This is a genomic window from Exiguobacterium sp. SH1S21 (assembly GCF_004337175.1).
GTDB lineage: Bacteria > Bacillota > Bacilli > Exiguobacteriales > Exiguobacteriaceae > Exiguobacterium > Exiguobacterium aurantiacum_A.
This window is the reverse complement of the sequence record NZ_SJUY01000006.1, coordinates 195393-211114: the sequence shown is the minus strand read 5'-3', so window position 1 is coordinate 211114 and position 15722 is coordinate 195393. Positions and strand designations below refer to the sequence as shown.

General features: G+C 54.9%; 14 protein-coding genes, 1 rRNA gene and 1 riboswitch. All 15 genes read left to right on the top strand.

Annotated features, from left to right (window positions below):
* Nucleotides 1-19 precede the first annotated feature (19 nt).
* Nucleotides 20-135 (top strand): 5S ribosomal RNA (gene rrf, locus EVJ24_RS10150).
* Between the two features lie 85 nt (nucleotides 136-220).
* A complete protein-coding gene (locus EVJ24_RS10145) occupies nucleotides 221-412 on the top strand; it encodes an NETI motif-containing protein (RefSeq protein ID WP_034809046.1) in 192 nt (63 codons plus the stop codon).
* A gap of 142 nt (nucleotides 413-554) precedes the next feature.
* Nucleotides 555-656: riboswitch (purine riboswitch) on the top strand.
* 69 nt (nucleotides 657-725) lie between these two features.
* On the top strand, nucleotides 726-1214 hold the full coding sequence (gene purE, locus EVJ24_RS10140; protein WP_131441206.1) for a 5-(carboxyamino)imidazole ribonucleotide mutase: 489 nt from the start codon (nucleotides 726-728) through the stop codon (nucleotides 1212-1214).
* On the top strand, nucleotides 1214-2308 hold the full coding sequence (gene purK, locus EVJ24_RS10135; protein WP_131441205.1) for a 5-(carboxyamino)imidazole ribonucleotide synthase: 1095 nt from the start codon (nucleotides 1214-1216) through the stop codon (nucleotides 2306-2308). Before purE ends, purK begins: the two co-directional genes overlap by 1 nt.
* Nucleotides 2305-3597 (top strand): adenylosuccinate lyase, encoded by a 1293-nt coding sequence (gene purB, locus EVJ24_RS10130; RefSeq protein ID WP_131441204.1) that lies wholly within the window; start codon nucleotides 2305-2307, stop codon nucleotides 3595-3597. Before purK ends, purB begins: the two co-directional genes overlap by 4 nt.
* 48 nt (nucleotides 3598-3645) lie before the next feature.
* On the top strand, nucleotides 3646-4350 hold the full coding sequence (purC, locus tag EVJ24_RS10125) for a phosphoribosylaminoimidazolesuccinocarboxamide synthase (protein ID WP_070328801.1): 705 nt from the start codon (nucleotides 3646-3648) through the stop codon (nucleotides 4348-4350).
* The gene (gene purS / locus EVJ24_RS10120; protein ID WP_016509255.1) at nucleotides 4347-4589 is read left to right on the top strand and encodes a phosphoribosylformylglycinamidine synthase subunit PurS; all 243 of its coding nucleotides are present in this window, start codon (nucleotides 4347-4349) and stop codon (nucleotides 4587-4589) included. Before purC ends, purS begins: the two co-directional genes overlap by 4 nt.
* Entirely contained in the window at nucleotides 4586-5266 is a 681-nt protein-coding gene (gene purQ, locus EVJ24_RS10115; RefSeq protein ID WP_070328802.1) for a phosphoribosylformylglycinamidine synthase subunit PurQ, read from the top strand. The genes purS and purQ overlap by 4 nt, the downstream gene beginning before the upstream one ends.
* Entirely contained in the window at nucleotides 5250-7469 is a 2220-nt protein-coding gene (gene purL / locus EVJ24_RS10110; RefSeq protein ID WP_131441203.1) for a phosphoribosylformylglycinamidine synthase subunit PurL, read from the top strand. Before purQ ends, purL begins: the two co-directional genes overlap by 17 nt.
* Nucleotides 7445-8854, top strand: a complete 1410-nt coding sequence (purF, locus tag EVJ24_RS10105; protein ID WP_131441202.1) for an amidophosphoribosyltransferase — start codon at nucleotides 7445-7447, stop codon at nucleotides 8852-8854. Before purL ends, purF begins: the two co-directional genes overlap by 25 nt.
* A 12-nt stretch (nucleotides 8855-8866) precedes the next feature.
* The gene (gene purM, locus EVJ24_RS10100) at nucleotides 8867-9901 is read left to right on the top strand and encodes a phosphoribosylformylglycinamidine cyclo-ligase (protein WP_131441201.1); all 1035 of its coding nucleotides are present in this window, start codon (nucleotides 8867-8869) and stop codon (nucleotides 9899-9901) included.
* Nucleotides 9898-10476: a phosphoribosylglycinamide formyltransferase gene (gene purN, locus EVJ24_RS10095; RefSeq protein ID WP_131441200.1), complete on the top strand. Its 579-nt coding sequence runs from the start codon at nucleotides 9898-9900 to the stop codon at nucleotides 10474-10476. Before purM ends, purN begins: the two co-directional genes overlap by 4 nt.
* The gene (gene purH, locus EVJ24_RS10090; RefSeq protein ID WP_131441199.1) at nucleotides 10473-11993 is read left to right on the top strand and encodes a bifunctional phosphoribosylaminoimidazolecarboxamide formyltransferase/IMP cyclohydrolase; all 1521 of its coding nucleotides are present in this window, start codon (nucleotides 10473-10475) and stop codon (nucleotides 11991-11993) included. Before purN ends, purH begins: the two co-directional genes overlap by 4 nt.
* A gap of 13 nt (nucleotides 11994-12006) precedes the next feature.
* The gene (purD, locus tag EVJ24_RS10085) at nucleotides 12007-13260 is read left to right on the top strand and encodes a phosphoribosylamine--glycine ligase (protein ID WP_131441198.1); all 1254 of its coding nucleotides are present in this window, start codon (nucleotides 12007-12009) and stop codon (nucleotides 13258-13260) included.
* Nucleotides 13261-13359: 99 nt separating this feature from the next.
* Nucleotides 13360-15645 carry a bifunctional diguanylate cyclase/phosphodiesterase gene (locus tag EVJ24_RS10080; RefSeq protein WP_236637630.1) on the top strand — a complete coding sequence of 762 codons (2286 nt, stop codon included), beginning with the start codon at nucleotides 13360-13362 and terminating at the stop codon, nucleotides 15643-15645.
* The last annotated feature ends 77 nt before the right edge of the window (nucleotides 15646-15722 follow it).

Below are 15722 nucleotides of genomic sequence, written 5' to 3'. Positions count from 1 at the left end.
TTCAGGGAACAATCCCTTGTCTGGTGGCGATAGCGAAGCGGCCACACCCGTTCCCATGCCGAACACGGAAGTTAAGCGCTTCAGCGCCGAAAGTAGTTGGGGGTCTCCCCCTGTGAGGATAGGACGTCGCCAGGCAAACGGTGGTTCTGGAGCATTCGCTCAAGGGCCGCCGCTTTTTTGTATTTTGTATCGTGACTCAAATGAAGGAGAGGAATAACAGATGGCCAAGAAAATCAAAGTATACGTCGAGCCAAACGAGACAGTCGGTGAGTGTTTAGACCGAATCGCTCAAATGGGGTATCGCCCGGTACGAAGGATTGAAAAGCCTGTCTTTGAAAAAACGGGAACCAAAGACGAACCTGTTCATTCTCATCAATCAATCTTATTTGAGTGCGTTGCTCTCAAACCATAATGCCAAACCGTCACGAATGCGTGGCGGTTTTTTTTGTTTTTGTAAAAACATCGTAAAGACGAACGATAAATATTCAGACAATTAAATTGTTCGCTGTTTGTTGACATGTTTTCAAAGAACAAGGTACGATAGGCTTGTGAGTTAAGAAAATCAAATATTGCTCCATATAATCGCAAGGAAATGGCTTGCAAGTTTCTACCTGATCACCGATTCTGATCAGACTATGGGGTATAGCCGACATTTTTTTGTCATGGCCTATACCCTAAACTGTTTAATCAGTTTAGGGATTTCTTTATTTAAGGGGGACGTTGATGTGAAGGCAACAGTAGGTGTGATCATGGGAAGTTCTTCTGACTGGGAGACGATGAAGCATGCGTGCGACGCGCTAGAAGAGTTAGACATTCCATACGAAAAGCAAGTCGTCTCCGCGCATCGAACGCCGGACTTGATGTTCCAATACGCCGAAGCGGCTCGGGAACGAGGGATACATGTCATCATCGCCGGTGCAGGCGGGGCGGCCCACCTTCCGGGTATGGTAGCAGCGAAGACGACGCTTCCGGTCATCGGAGTCCCGATTCAATCGAAAGCACTGAACGGACTTGATTCGTTACTGTCAATCGTTCAGATGCCAGCAGGTGTTCCTGTCGCAACGGTCGCCATCGGTAAAGCCGGAGCGACAAACGCCGGACTGTTTGCCGCTCAAATTCTCAGTCTTCAATTCCCTGAAGTCATCGATCGTCTAGAAACGTATCGTCAACAAAAACGAGACATGGCGCTGCGCGGAACGGAGGAGCTAGTCTAATGAGAATCGGGATATTAGGCGGAGGACAGTTAGGGAGGATGATGTCACTCAGTGCGAGCGCAATGGGTTACGAGACGCTCAGTCTCGACCCGAACCCGAAGGCTCCGGCAGCCCAAGTCGCACCGAGTATCGTCGCCGGGTTCGACGACATCTCAGCGGCAAAAGAACTAGCAGCCCGTTCAGACATCGTCACGTACGAGTTTGAAAATATCGACTCGGCGATGATTGAGGCGATTTCCGATAAATGTCCGCAAGGGATGGACGTGTTAACAGCGACGCAGCATCGTCTGTTCGAAAAACAGATGATCGAGGCGGCCGGATTGCATGTAGCACCTTACGTGCCGGTCCGATCGGTACGGGACGTTTACCGGGCCGAAGATTTGCTAGGACTTCCATTGGTCATCAAAACATGCCGCTTCGGTTATGACGGGAAAGGGCAAACCGTGGTCCGAACATCACAGGACGTACGCGCGTTCATAGAACAGTTCAATGAAGATGAATATGTCGCCGAGGCGTGGTTGCCATTCCGAAAAGAAATCTCGGTCATCGTGACGAGAGGCGCACATGAGACGACAACATTCCCAATCAGTGAAAACATCCATCAAAATAACATCTTACATTTATCGATCGTTCCGGCCCGGCTCGACACCGGCATTCTAGAAGATGCGCGCCATTTAGCACTTCAGCTCGCTGACCATGTCGGATTGATCGGCACGCTCGCCGTCGAGCTGTTCGTGATGGAGGACGGTTCACTATATGTGAATGAACTGGCCCCACGCCCCCACAATTCAGGGCATTATACGATTGACGCCTGCGAGACGTCACAGTTCGAACAACACATCCGCGCGATTACGGGCATGTCACTCGGACGGACGACACAGTACACACCGGTCGTCATGGTCAATCTGCTCGGCGAACATATGGATAAAGTGAACCCACAAACGTTACCATCGAATGTTAAACTACATCTGTATGGAAAAGAAGAAGCGAAACCCGGACGGAAAATGGGGCACTTGAACGTGCTCGGCAGTACCGTCGAGGACGCGCTTCACACCATCGAACAACTGGCAATTTGGAAGGAGACCGTTTTATGATTTCACGTTACACCCGTCCCGAGATGGCGGCGATTTGGACAGATGAGAACAAGTTTGATGCATGGCTCAAAGTAGAACTTTACGCTTGCGAGGCGTGGAGCGAACTAGGCGTCATCCCGAAAGAGGACGTCAACGTATTATGGGACAAGGCATCATTCGATGTCGAGCGTATCCTTGAGATCGAGCAGGAGACGCGCCATGACGTCATCGCCTTCACACGGGCCGTCTCAGAGACGCTCGGAGACGAGAAGAAATGGGTCCATTACGGTCTCACGTCGACCGATGTCGTCGATACGGCGCTATCGTACTTGATCAAACAAGCGAATGACATCCTTGAAGCCGATATCGATCGCTTCATCGACATCCTCGCCGAGAAAGCGAAAGCCCACAAATATGACATCATGATGGGGCGTACACACGGAGTCCACGCAGAACCGACGACGTTCGGTTTGAAACTCGCACTCTGGTACGAAGAGATGAAGCGAAACAAGAAACGGTTCATGGCCGCACGCGAGACGATCGAGTTTGGAAAAATGAGCGGCGCCGTCGGGACGTTCGCAAACATCGACCCGTTCATCGAGTCGTATGTGTGTGACAAGTTAGGGATTCAAGCAGCCCCGATCTCGACACAGACGTTACAGCGTGACCGCCACGCCGAGTACATGTCGACGCTTGCTTTGATCGCCACATCCATCGAGAAAATGGCGACCGAGATCCGCGGCCTTCAAAAGACAGAGACACGTGAGGTCGAAGAGTTTTTCGCCAAAGGCCAAAAAGGTTCGTCGGCGATGCCGCATAAACGTAACCCGATCGGTTCGGAGAACATGACGGGACTCGCCCGCGTGATTCGCGGTCATATGGTGACGGCATATGAGAACGTCCCGCTTTGGCACGAACGCGATATCTCGCACTCGTCAGCGGAACGGATCATCCTCCCTGACGCGACCGGCCTTCTGAACTACATGCTCAACCGCTTCGGCAACATCGTGAAGAACTTGACGGTGTTCCCGGACAACATGCGCCGCAACATGGACCGGACGTTCGGCATCATCTTCTCGCAACGCATCCTGCTCGCCTTGATCGAGAAAGGCTGGTCACGTGAAGCCGCTTATGACGCGGTCCAACCGAAAGCGATGCAAGCGTGGGAAGAAGAAACAATGTTCCGGACGTTGATCGAGCAAGATGCCGAGATGGGCGCACTCTTCACGAGTGACGAGCTCGATGACTTGTTCGACCCGAGCCATCACGTACGTCGTGTCGATACAATCTTTGAACGCTGTGGTTTGTGATCGTTGAGGGGCGCTATGCCCCTCTCACTTTAAAGGGGGACGATACAGGTGGAAGCAATCTACGAAGGTAAGGCGAAAGCGTTATACGAGACAGAAGAACAAGGTGTGCTCCGTGTCTACTATAAAGATGACGCGACGGCATTCAACGGAGAGAAAAAACAATCGATCGCAGGGAAAGGCGTGTTGAACAACGCCATCACGACGCGTTTGTTCGAGCTCATGCACGACAACAAGATTCCGACCCACTTCATCAAGAAACTGTCAGACCGCGAGCAGCTCGTACGCCGCGTCGACATCATCCCGCTTGAAGTCGTCGTACGCAACGTCGCCGCAGGGAGTCTCGCTAAACGGCTCGGCTGGGAAGAAGGGACGCCGCTGTTGTCGCCGATTGTCGAGTTCTACTATAAAGATGACGCACTCGGAGATCCGCTTTTAACAGAGGACCATATCCGTTTACTGCAAGTCGCCACACACAAAGAAGTCGAAACATTGCGACAACTCGGGTTGTGGGTGAACGATGTCTTGCTCGACTTCTTCGACAAACACGGTATCGATTTGATCGACTTTAAACTTGAGTTCGGTAAACTCGATGACACGATCATCCTCGCCGATGAGATTTCGCCCGACACGTGTCGCCTGTGGGATAAAGAGACGAAACAAAAGCTCGACAAAGACGTGTTCCGCAGAGACCTCGGATCACTGACAGAGACGTACGGCCAATTGTTAACACGCATAGGGGGAACTGACCAATGAAAAAAGTAAACGTGTACGTGACATTACGTGAAAGTGTACTTGACCCACAAGGCGTCGCCGTCAAAGGCGGACTCGAGCATCTCGGCTTCGCAGGCGTCGAATCAGTACGGATCGGTAAAGTCATCGAACTTCAAGTCGCAGACGAGACGACCGAGGCGATGGTCCGTGACATGTGCGAGAAATTGCTCGTCAACACGGTCATTGAGAACTATCGGATCGAGATGGGGGTACTCGCATGAGGTTCGCAGTCATCGTCTTCCCGGGATCAAACTGTGACCTCGACATGTATCATGCGGTCAAAGACGTGCTCGGGGAGGAAGCGGAATATGTATTCCACACGGAGACGTCACTTGTCGGTTTTGATGGTGTGCTGTTACCAGGCGGGTTCTCATACGGGGACTACTTGCGTTGCGGCGCGATCGCCCAGTTCTCACCGATTATGAGTGAGGTGAAGCGGTTCGCTGAAGAGGGACGTCCGGTACTCGGCGTCTGCAACGGGTTCCAAGTGCTCGTCGAGGCAGGACTTCTACCCGGCGTATTGATGCGCAACCGTGATTTGAAGTTCATGTGCAAGACGGTCGAACTGAAAGTCGAGACGAACGAGACGATGTTTACGAGCGATTATGCGGTGGGCGAGACGATTCGCGTCCCGATTGCACATGGAGAAGGCAACTACTACTGTGACGAAGCAACACTTGAGACATTGCGAACGAATGGCCAGATCGCTTTCACCTACACAGACAACCCGAACGGATCGGTCGCGAACATCGCGGGCATCACAAACGCGCAAGGAAACGTGCTCGGCATGATGCCGCACCCGGAACGAGCGGTCGAGGCGATGCTCGGCGGAGAAGACGGCAAACGGTTATTCACTTCGATTGTAAAATGGGGGACACGACATGTTACTTACAACTGAACCGACAGCGACGCACATCCGTGAACAAAGACTGTATGCCACAATGGGGCTCACTGACGACGAATACGCACTCGTCGTCTCGCTCTTAGGCCGTGACCCGAACTACACCGAGATCGGTTTATTTTCGGTCATGTGGTCTGAACACTGTTCGTACAAAAACTCGAAGCCAGTGCTCCGTAAATTCCCAACGACCGGAAAACACGTCCTTCAAGGACCCGGTGAAGGGGCTGGAATCGTCGATATCGGCGATGGTCAGGCGGTCGCCTTCAAAATCGAGAGCCATAACCACCCGTCGGCCATCGAGCCGTATCAAGGTGCGGCGACAGGTGTCGGCGGGATTATCCGCGACATCTTCTCGATGGGCGCACGTCCGGTCGCACTCCTCAACTCGCTCCGCTTCGGAGATTTGAACGAATCACGTGTGAAACATCTCTTCGGCCACGTCGTCTCCGGCATCGCTGGCTACGGCAACTGTGTCGGCATCCCGACGGTCGGCGGAGAAGTCGCGTTCGATCCGGCCTACGCCGGCAACCCGCTCGTCAACGCGATGTGTGTCGGTCTCATCCGCCACGAAGACATTCAAAAAGGGATTGCCGAAGGAGTCGGCAACTCGGTCATGTACGTCGGGGCGACAACGGGACGCGACGGCATTCACGGTGCCACGTTCGCCTCTGAAGAGCTCGGCGAAGACGCCGATGAGAAACGTCCGGCCGTCCAAGTCGGCGACCCGTTCATGGAGAAGTTGTTGATCGAGGCGTGTCTTGAAGTCATCAAACATCCGGCCCTCGTCGGCATTCAAGACATGGGTGCGGCCGGTCTGACGTCGTCTTCGGCTGAGATGGCATCGAAAGCGGGCATGGGTATCGAGATGAACCTCGACCTCGTCCCACAACGTGAGACGGATATGACGCCTTACGAGATGATGTTGTCCGAGTCACAAGAACGGATGCTCCTCGTCGTCAAGGCAGGACACGAAGACGAGATTGAAGCGATCGTAACGAAGTGGGGACTTCATGCGATCAAGATCGGCGAAGTCATCGAGCAGAAAGTGCTCCGTCTCGTCCATCACGGCGAAGTAGCCGCTGAAGTGCCAGTCGACGCGCTCGCGGAAGATGCGCCAGTCTACCATAAACCGTCAAAAGTTCCAGCATACTACGAGGCGTTCCAAGCGATGACACCAGTTCAACCGGTAGTCACAGACGTGCTCGCGACGTGGAAAGACGTGCTCGCGATGCCGACGATTGCTTCGAAACGCTGGGTGTACGAGCAATACGACCATATGGTCCAAACGTCGACCGTCGTTGCACCAGGCAGCGACGCGGCCGTCATCCGGATCCGTGACACGGACAAGTCGCTCGCGATGACGACCGACTGTAACGCGAAATATGTCTACCTCGACCCGCGCGTCGGCGGTGCCATCGCAGTCGCTGAAGCGGCGCGCAACATCATCGCGAGCGGTGCCGAACCACTCGCGCTCACCGATTGCTTGAACTTTGGGAGTCCGGACAAACCGGAAGGGTTCTGGCAGCTCGACCAAGCCGTCGAAGGTATGGCCGAGGCGTGTTTAGCACTCGACACACCGGTCATCGGCGGGAACGTCTCGCTTTATAACGAGTCGAACGGGACGGCGATCTACCCGACACCGGTCGTCGGCATGGTCGGTTTGATCACGAAGCCGGAACATATCACGACGTCACACGCCAAGACAGCGGGAGATGTCATCTTCCTTCTCGGTGATACGAAGCCTGAATTTGGCGGCAGCGCGCTACAAATGTTGCAAGACGGAAAAGTGAGCGGACAAGCACCGACGCTCGACCTCGAGATCGAGAGCCGTCACCAGCAATCTCTGCTCACGGCAATTCGTCAAGGACTCGTCACGGCAGCTCACGACGTCTCAGAAGGTGGCTTAGCGGCGGCACTCCCTGAGCTCGTGTTCGGAACGGGATTCGGTGCAGACGTCAGCGTCGGCACGGATCTCGTGACGACACTGTTCAGCGAGTCACAGTCGCGCTTCCTCGTTACGGTCGCGCCAATTCACGCGGACACGTTCGCCAAATTGACGAACGCCACACGAATCGGTCAAGTGACCGAAGTGGCGCAACTGAAGGTCCGCTCGAGCGATCGGTTAATTGAAATGGACGTCACTGAACTTGAACGTGTATGGGAAGGAGCTATTCCATGTTATATGACATCCGAGGCATGAACGAGGAGTGTGGGGTGTTCGGGGTGTTCAATCACCACGAAGCGTCACACCTCGCCTACTACGGACTGCACAGCCTGCAACACCGAGGTCAGGAAGGGACGGGTATCGTCACGACCGACGGCGAACGTCTGCACGCGAAACGCGGGCTCGGTCTCGTCGCCGAAGTGTTCGACGAACTGTCGCTCGATGCCCTCACCGGACATCACGCCATCGGTCACGTCCGTTATTCGACCGCGGGCGGCAACACGCTTGAGAATGTCCAACCGCTCCATTTCAAATCGCTCACCGGGGACCTTGCGATGGCGCATAACGGCAACCTCGTCAACGCCAACGAGTTGAAGCATATGCTCGAGGCAGAAGGAGCGATCTTTCAGACGACGTCTGACACGGAAGTCGTCGCCCACTTAATCAAACGGAGCCGCGGCAACTCGTTGAAAGAGCGGATCTCGGACAGCTTGGCGCGTCTCGTCGGCGCGTTCGCATTTCTTTTCTTGACGGAAGACGCGCTCTACGTCGGCGTCGATGTCCATGGTTTGCGTCCCCTCTCGCTCGGAAAGACTGAAGACGGGGCGTTCGTGTTCGCTTCAGAGACGTGCGCGTTCGACGTCGTGGGGGCGACGTACGTACGTGACGTCGAACCGGGCGAGCTGTTGATGATCACGAAAGACGGGATCGTCTCAGAACGTTACAGTGAAGCAGCGGTCCGGGCGATGTGTTCAATGGAATACATCTACTTCTCGCGGCCAGACTCGATCATCGATGGGATCAACGTGCATACGGCCCGTAAGGCGATGGGGAAAAAGATGTTCAACGAGGCACCGGTCGAGGCGGATGTCGTGACTGGTGTCCCGGACTCGAGCATCTCGGCAGCCATCGGGTACGCCGAGGCGAGCGGGATCCCGTACGAAATGGGTCTCATCAAAAACCGTTATGTCGGGCGGACGTTCATACAGCCGTCACAAGAATTGCGTGAGCGCGGCGTCAAGATGAAGCTGTCGGCGCTTCGTGGGGTTGTCAACGGCAAGCGTGTCATCATGGTCGATGATTCGATCGTCCGGGGCACGACGAGCCGTCGCATCGTCAAGTTGCTGCGGGAAGCCGGGGCAACCGAAGTACATGTGCGCATCACGTCACCACCGATCAAACATCCGTGCTATTACGGTATCGATACATCATCAAAGGACGAGTTGATCGCGGCCACCAAATCGATCGAAGAGATTAAACAAGAGATCGGGGCCGACTCATTAGCGTTCCTCACATTAGACGGTACGGTCGAAGCGATCGGCCGACCGTTCGAAGGAAACTTGCGCGGGCAGTGTGCCGCTTGCTTCACCGGACTTTATCCAACTGAACTGGCGGAACTTGTGACAGAGACAAAAGCTTGAGGGGGACTGACGATGAGTTTAAGATATGAACAAGCGGGTGTGAATTTAGAGGCAGGTTATGAAGCGGTGTCACGCATGAAGCGTCACGTCGCACGGACGATGCGTCCAGAAGTGATGACCGGACTTGGCAGTTTCGGGGCGATGATCGATCTCGGCTCGATGCAATTGAAACATCCGATCCTCGTGAGCGGGACGGACGGGGTCGGCACGAAGCTAAAACTCGCGTTCGCGCTCGACCAACATGATACGATTGGAATCGATTGCGTGGCGATGTGCGTCAACGACTGTCTCGTCCACGGAGCCGAACCGCTCTACTTCTTAGACTATATCGCGACTGGAAAAGCGGAACCGGCGAAGCTCGAACGCATCGTCGCGGGTGTGGCCGAAGGCTGCGTCCAAGCAGGGTGTGCCCTCGTCGGCGGCGAGACGGCCGAGATGCCGGGCATGTATCCGGACGGGGAGTACGATATCGCCGGGTTTGCCGTCGGTGTCGTCGAGAAAGAGCTACTCATCGATGGACGGACGATCGAAGCGGGGGACATCGTTCTAGGGTTAGCTTCGTCAGGTGTCCATTCGAACGGTTTCTCGCTCGTTCGTCACATCGTCGAGGCGCAAGGGCTTGAGTACATGGATGAAATCGCGATGCTCGATACGACGCTCGGGAACGCCTTATTGCTACCGACCCGCATCTATTCGGAAGCGGCGAAAGCGGCCATTTCGACCGGGCTCGTCCAAGGGATGGCCCACATCACTGGCGGCGGTTTCTATGAGAACGTGCCGCGCATGCTGCCTGAAGGTCTTGGTGTCACGTTTGACGCATCAAGCTGGCCGAGCCTGCCGGTATTCGACTGGCTCGAACAAGTCGGCCACGTGTCGAAGCAAGAGATGTTCAACGTGTTCAATATGGGCATCGGCTTCATGATCACGGTACGTCCCGAAGACGTCGACACGGTACAAGCCGCGCTCGAACGGATCGGGGAGACGTCGCATCGGATCGGCAAAGTCGAAGCGAAACCAGGCGTCCGGATTATGGGGGTCGACCAGTGAAGCGGTTCGCTATCTTCGCCTCTGGCTCTGGGAGCAACGCCGAAGCGATTTGGGAAGCGATTGAGCGTGGCGAGCTGAGCGGACAGTGTATGCTCCTCGTCACGGATAAGCCTGAGGCGAAAGTGCTCGAGCGGGCAGACCGTCATCATATCCAGACGTTCTCGTTCAAGCCGAAAGCGTATGCGTCAAAGTCAGAGTTTGAGTGGGAGCTGCTCGTTCTGTTAGAAGCGCTACACGTCGACTATATCGTCTTGGCGGGTTATATGCGTTTAATCGGAGATGTGCTGCTCGCGGCGTATCCGGGTCGGATCATCAACATCCACCCGTCGCTCTTGCCGGCCTTCCCAGGAAAAGACGCGATCGGTCAAGCGCTTGCGGCGAACGTGTCGACGAGCGGTGTCACCGTCCATTACGTCGACGCCGGGATGGACACGGGTCCAATCATCGCGCAACAAGAAGTCGACATCGCGGGATGTGACCGCATCGAGGCGGCCCACCGGATTCAAGCGATCGAACACCAACTCTATCCACGCGTACTACAACAAGTGTTGAACCAACAGGAGGTTTTCAAGTGAGAGCATTACTGAGTGTGTCAGATAAAACAGGTATCGTCGAACTCGCGCGCGTCTTGCACGACGCGGGCATCGAACTCATCTCTACAGGTGGGACGGAAGCGGCACTCGTCGCGGCCGGACTGCCCGTGAAAAATATTTCGGAAGTGACATCGTTCCCCGAGATGCTCGATGGACGTGTCAAGACGCTGCATCCGCTCGTCCATGGCGGTCTGCTCGGACGTCGTGATTTAGACTCACACGTCGAACAGATGAAACATCACCATATTGAGCCGATCGACTACGTCGTCGTCAACTTGTATCCGTTCAAAGAGACGATCGCAAAAGAGAACGCGACGTATGAAGAGGCGATTGAAAACATCGATATCGGTGGCCCGAGCATGCTCCGTTCAGCCGCGAAAAACCATGCCAGCGTGACGGTCGTCGTCGACCCGGCCGACTACGGCAACGTTGCCGCAGAGATTCAGAATGGCGGTACGTCGTTTGAGACGCGGCAACGACTCGCTTTGAGGGCGTTCCGTCATACGGCAGCGTACGACGCCTTGATTGCCGACTATTTAGGTCAGCAAATCGGCGAGACGTTCCCGGAACAGCTGACGGTCACGTACGAAAAAGTCCAAGACCTTCGTTACGGGGAGAACCCGCACCAACAGGCGGCGTTCTATAAGACACCGCTCTATGACGGCATGACGCTCGCCAACGCGGTGCAACTCCACGGCAAAGAACTCTCGTATAACAACATCCAAGATACGAACGCGGCGCTCGAGGCGCTCAGCGAGTTGACGGAACCGGCAGCGGTCGTCGTCAAACATATGAATCCATGCGGTGTCGCTGTCGGTCGGACGATCAGCCAAGCGTTCGCTCGCGCCCATGCGGCCGACCCGATCTCGATTTTCGGCGGTATCGTCGCCCTCAATCGTGAAGTCGACCTCGAGACGGCAGAAGCGCTCCGCAACATCTTCTTAGAGATCGTCATTGCCCCATCCTTTAGTGAGGCAGCACTTGACCGATTGAAAGAGAAAAAGAATTTACGTCTATTGACGCTTGAGATGGGGCAGATGACAGGCATGCGTCTGACGGCAGTCGCGGGCGGTCTCCTCGTCCAAGACGGCGACGACATGATACTCGACGATGCTTCGTGCCAAATCGTGACCGACCGTCGTCCGACGGCGGCCGAATGGGAAGACTTGAAGCTCGCGTGGCGTGTCGTCAAACACGTGAAATCAAACGCAATCGTCGTGGCGAAAGACGAGACGACGATCGGCATCGGTGCCGGACAGATGAACCGAGTCGGTGCGGCGAAAATCGCTTTCGAACAGGCAGGGGACCGTGCAGTCGGTGCCGCGCTTGGCAGCGACGCGTTCTTCCCGATGGGCGATACGGTCGAAGCTGCAGCTGCAGCCGGCATTACGGCCATCATCCAGCCAGGTGGTTCGATTCGGGACGACGAGTCGATTGAAGCGGCGAACCGTCACGGCATTACGATGGTGTTCACTTCAGTCCGACATTTCAAACATTGAGAGGAGCAAGAGGATGAACGTACTCGTCATTGGCCGCGGCGGCCGTGAACACGCGCTCGCGTGGAAGTTGAGACAAGACGGGCATGACGTATTCGTCGCCCCGGGTAACTTGAACATGGACGGTGTGACGTGTGTGCCGATTGAAGAGACGGACGTCACCGCACTCGTCCGCTTCGCAGAGACCGAAGACATCGATTGGACGATCGTCGGGCCTGAGTCAGCGCTCATGGCGGGTGTCGTCGATGCGTTCAACGCGAGCGGACGACGCATCTTTGGACCGACGAAAGCAGCGGCGTTGCTAGAAGGCAGCAAAGCGTTCGCGAAAGAAATCATGCGTGAAGCGAACATCCCGACAGCAGCTTATGAGACGTTCACGGAAGCGGAAGCTGCGCTCGCTTATATTGAGTCAATCGGGGCACCGCTCGTCGTCAAAGCGGACGGTCTTGCAGCTGGAAAAGGAGTCACGGTCGCCTTCTCGCTCGATGAGGCACGTGCGGCGATTCGCGACATCTTCACGACCGACAAGTTCGGTGACCAGTCACGCGTCGTCATCGAAGAATTTTTGGACGGAGAAGAGTTTTCACTCATGGCGTTCGTCTCCGGTGAACACGTCATCCCGATGATCACGTCGCAAGACCATAAGCGCGCGTTCGACGGGGACAAAGGACCGAACACGGGCGGGATGGGCGCGTATAGCCCGATGCCGCATTTAGAAGAAGCCGTTTATAGTGAGTCGGTAGAGCGTGTGCTCGTCCCGCTCGCGCGGGCGATGGTGGAGCGGGGGACGCCGTTCGAAGGATTTTTATATGCGGGTCTGATTCTGACGGAAGACGGACCGAAAGTGATCGAGTTCAACGCCCGGTTCGGTGACCCGGAAACGGAAGTCATCCTCCCGAACTTGGCGTCGCCGCTCCTTGACGTCATCGAGGCGGTCGTCGCTAAACGACCGTATGCGATTGAATGGCTTGACGGGTATACGATCGGTGTCGTCGTCGCGGCCGCCGGTTATCCGGAACGAGCGACGACAGGGCAAGTGCTCTCAGATTTTGAGCGCTTACCGAAAGACGTGCTCGTGTTTCATGCGGGGACGACGCGTGACGGTAGTCACATCATCGGGAACGGTGGGCGACTGTTCGTCATCACGTCGACGAAACCGACCTTGCTTGAAGCGAAGACGGCCGTTTACGCCGCGCTCGAACAGTTAACATTACCGCACACGTTCTATCGTCGAGACATCGGCGGACGGGCGCTTGCGCGGATTTTTTAAAGGATGGGTCAACCCATCCTTTTTTTCATGCGAAAAAAAGGGAATACCGGCTTCCTGCTCTACAATGGTGAAGTAGATTGAAGGAAGAAGGTGGTCGACGTGCGCATTCGGACGAAGCTGATGATTGCGGTTGCCGTGAATATACTCGTGTTTGTCGGTATCATCTTTTTTGTGATCCGTCCCTACTTTATCGAAAAAAGCATGGAGCAAGACCGTCAAACGGTCGAGAGTCAAGTTGCGAGTGTGACCGAGACGCTCGCGAATCGAAAAAGTACGCTTGAACGGACGCTCGTCGACTGGGCGGTTTGGAACGACACGTATACGTTCATTCAAAATCAGAACGATTCTTACATAGCGAGCAACATAAGTGAGGAGTCGCTCGAAAACTTGGGTGTGCAAGCGATTGTGTACTTGAATCGTGAAGGCGAGGTCCACTATTCGACATTCCGTCAAGAAGACGCCCCGTTGACTAAAGCCGATCGACAAACGATCATCTCAGATATTACGAATCGGTTGAGCCCGGTCCCAGAAACACAAGACGGTGTATATGACAGCGACTATGGACCGATCCTATACGCCAGTCACCCGATCTTACGGAGTGACAGGAGCGGACCTGTTCAAGGAACGCTCGTCATGCTTGAATTTATTGATGTGGATTTTTTGGCAGACTTAAGCGCCCAGACGAAAATCCCGCTGACGATCCAACCTGTCCAACATAATGAGACGAAGATGACGCTCAAAAACGACGGGACCGAGGTAGTCGTGCCACTCGATACCGTCTTTCAAACGGCAGACTTTGAAGTCGGCTTTATCGTCGAACCGACCCATTACCAGAACACGATCTCGATGCTGAGGCTAGGGATGTTGTCGTTGCTTGTTTTAGCGTTAGGTCTGTTCTTGTCGCTTCTATGGACGATTCATCATGTCGTGATTCGGCGGGTGATGGAAATCGTCGATGAGTTGAAACACATCACGGTCGAGCGGGATAGCCGGCTCCGTCTGCGTCGAGATCAACATAGCCGAGACGAGATCGAACAGATGGCGACGAGCATGAACGAAGTGCTCTCGGCACTCGAAGATACGCGGGCAGAAGTGCTCGATCGCGCGTTTCGTGATGCGTTGACGTTGCTGCCAAACCGGCTCGCCCTCGAAGACTATTTTTCGACCATAAGGGGGAGCCATGAACGGATCGGTGTGATCGGTTTGGACTTAGACGACTTCCGACGTATCAACGACCAGTTCGGTCACCGTACCGGTGATGCCGTCTTGATTTACATCGCGTCGCGTCTGAATTTCTATAAAGAAGCCGGATTTGCGGCCCGGCTAGGTGCGGATGAGTTCATTTTCTTGCACCCGGATTGGACATTCGAAGAATTGAAGCCGATCGCGCGACGGCTGACGAAAGATTTGAAAAACTGGTCCGACGTGAACGGTGTCAAAGGAATGACGGCGACAATCGGTCTTGATGTATTCGCCTGTCGCGAGTCGCATCATACGTACGAAGTCATGATGGGACGTCTCGACGTCGTCATCCATGAGGCCAAACTGTCCGGGAAAAATCGGATCCTGTCGTTCCAAGACATCGAGGATGGAAGTCACTATCTCCAGACGCTCGAGATGGAGCGTGACTTACGCTACGCGCTTGAACATGATGAGTTCGAGCTATACTACCAGCCGATCGTGTCCCCACGCCCGTTCGCTGTCCGCGGGGTCGAGGCACTCATTCGCTGGAACCATCCGGGTAAAGGACAAATTTCACCTGGGCTGTTTATCCCGATTGCGGAGCAACTGGGACTCATCTCGGATATCGGACGCTGGGTACTCAGGCAGTCCATATTGGAGATGAAAGAGCACGCAGCCCGCCATCACTTGTTCTTGTCGATCAACGTCTCGAAGCGTCAAATTGCGGACGGTTCGTTCCTTCAGGAGTTAGAGGATGTGTTGCACGAAACAGGGTTTGACCCGCTCCTGCTTCATGTCGAGATTACGGAGAGCGAGGTCGGGGGTAACTTGTATGAGCTGCAACAGTTCATCCGTTCGCTCAAAGCGATCGGCGTCAAGATCTCACTCGACGACTTCGGTGTCGGCACATCGTCGCTGTCGTTCTTGCAGTCGCTGCAACTCGATATCATCAAGATTGATCAAAACTTCGTCAAAGGGATTCCCGAGAACACGTTCGATCGGGCCCTCCTTGAAGGACTTTACCAGACGTTCCATACGCTCGGGCTCGACATCGTCACCGAAGGGGTCGAACGTCCGGAACAGCTCGCGTTCGTGCTCGAGCATAGCGGTTCATTGATTCAAGGCTACCATTACAGTAAGCCGGTTCCGCTCGCGCAACTGGAGCATTATTTGAAGAAAACGGCAACGATGTACGATTGGTGAAGGCGCCTCTGTGAAGAGGCGTCTTTATTATGTGAATTTCGTGTGAATTCCGTTACAATTGGCAACATAGCTTGCAG